Below are 1,603 nucleotides of genomic sequence, written 5' to 3'. Positions count from 1 at the left end.
GGCAGCAAGACTTACATTGGTGGGGCTTCTACCATCGATACCGTGACGGATAATACCGTTAGCGCCTGGGATCTGACGGGTAATCAAGCGCTCAGTAACGGCACGCATAACCTGAGCCATGTCGACCAGCTGAATACTAGCGGTGATATTACCGATAAAAACGACGGTAACTGGTCGGTGTCTGGCAACAAGATAGCCAGTTCAACTAACTACAACGTAGTGATTGACGGCACTGGTCGTATTGTAACTGCCGGGTCTGTAACCAATACATCCACTTCAGATCAGACTGTCGAGCTTAATGCCAGCAGTCTGAAGGTGGCTGAAATCACCTTTGATGGCAGCAAGACATACATTGGTTCTACTACTCAGACGGATACGGTTGAAGATACTACCGGTGCTGACTGGAAAGTCACCGGCGTTAAAGCCTTAACCGATGACAGCCGGACGTTGAGTAATGTTGATCAGCTTAATGCCAGTGGTGACATTACTGATGAAGGTAGTACTGCCTGGTCGGTGGATGGTAAGAACCTGATCTCTTCTGCGGATCAAGAGCTGACCATTTCCGGTACCCGCCGTCTCAACACTGCCGGCGATATTACCGACAAAGACAATACCGCCTGGTCGGTGGATGGTAAGAACCTGATCTCTTCCAGTACTCAGGGCATTACCGTTTCGGGTACAAAGAGTCTGACGACTCAAGGCAATATTACGGATACCACCAACAAAGGCTGGGCGGTGCAGGGTGATAATGTTGCGTTCTCCAGTGACAATGCCCTGACCATTGATGGCACTGGTCAAATCACCACAGTCGGTGGCATTACCAATGACAGTGGCGAAACTCAGACGGTCAATCTTAACAGCAATAACATCTCGGTAGCCGGCATCGCCTTTATGGGCAGTACGGCTTACACCGGTAGGGATGCCAACGATGACACGGTGGTTGATAACAACAAAAATGACTGGTCATTGACTGCTCTGAATACCGCCAATGATGGTAACTATTACCTGAGCAAAGTCGGAGGCCTGACCAGTACCGACAGTACCGTAACCAGTAGTATGGGAACTCAGGAAGTCACGATTAACAGTGATCACCTGTTAGCCGGTGATATTCAATTTAAGGGTATTAACACTTACGTGGGCTCCAGTGCTTACGACAGTGTCAACGATACCCAGGTCAGCAACTGGTCGGTGACCGGTGATTATACGGCTAACAACACTACCTACAGTTTCAGTAATATCAATGAAGTCAACACTACGGGTGAAGTGACCAATAATATTAACGCTGACGATCAGCAAGTCACTGTTGATGGCGACAGTATTTTCCTGGCGGGTATCGACTTTATTGGCAGCCGTGTGTTTAACGGCTCAGCTGACTACAGTGAATTGGTCATCGACAGCAGCAACCGTGACTGGACACTGGCGGCTGCGAATCAACTGACCGGTAACGGTTTTACCCTGAATGAAGTGGACCAGGTTACCACGGAAGGTGGTATCACCGATGGTCTGGATTCTAACTGGACGCTGCAAGCGACAGGGCAGGGTGAAACATCCAAAGCTAATTCTGTAGACGCTGGCATCACTTTGGTGAACAGTACCAGAATCA

At 49.2% G+C, this 1,603-nt stretch carries 1 protein-coding gene; it reads left to right on the top strand.

The genetic code is table 11. The features are described from left to right. On the top strand, window positions 1-1,603 hold a 1,603-nt coding region (locus GZ78_RS29755; RefSeq protein WP_034843223.1), incomplete at both ends, for a beta strand repeat-containing protein.

Source organism: Endozoicomonas numazuensis, from assembly GCF_000722635.1.
In the GTDB taxonomy this organism is placed as follows: Bacteria; Pseudomonadota; Gammaproteobacteria; order Pseudomonadales; family Endozoicomonadaceae; genus Endozoicomonas_A; species Endozoicomonas_A numazuensis.
This window is presented reverse-complemented; position numbering and strand designations above follow the sequence as displayed.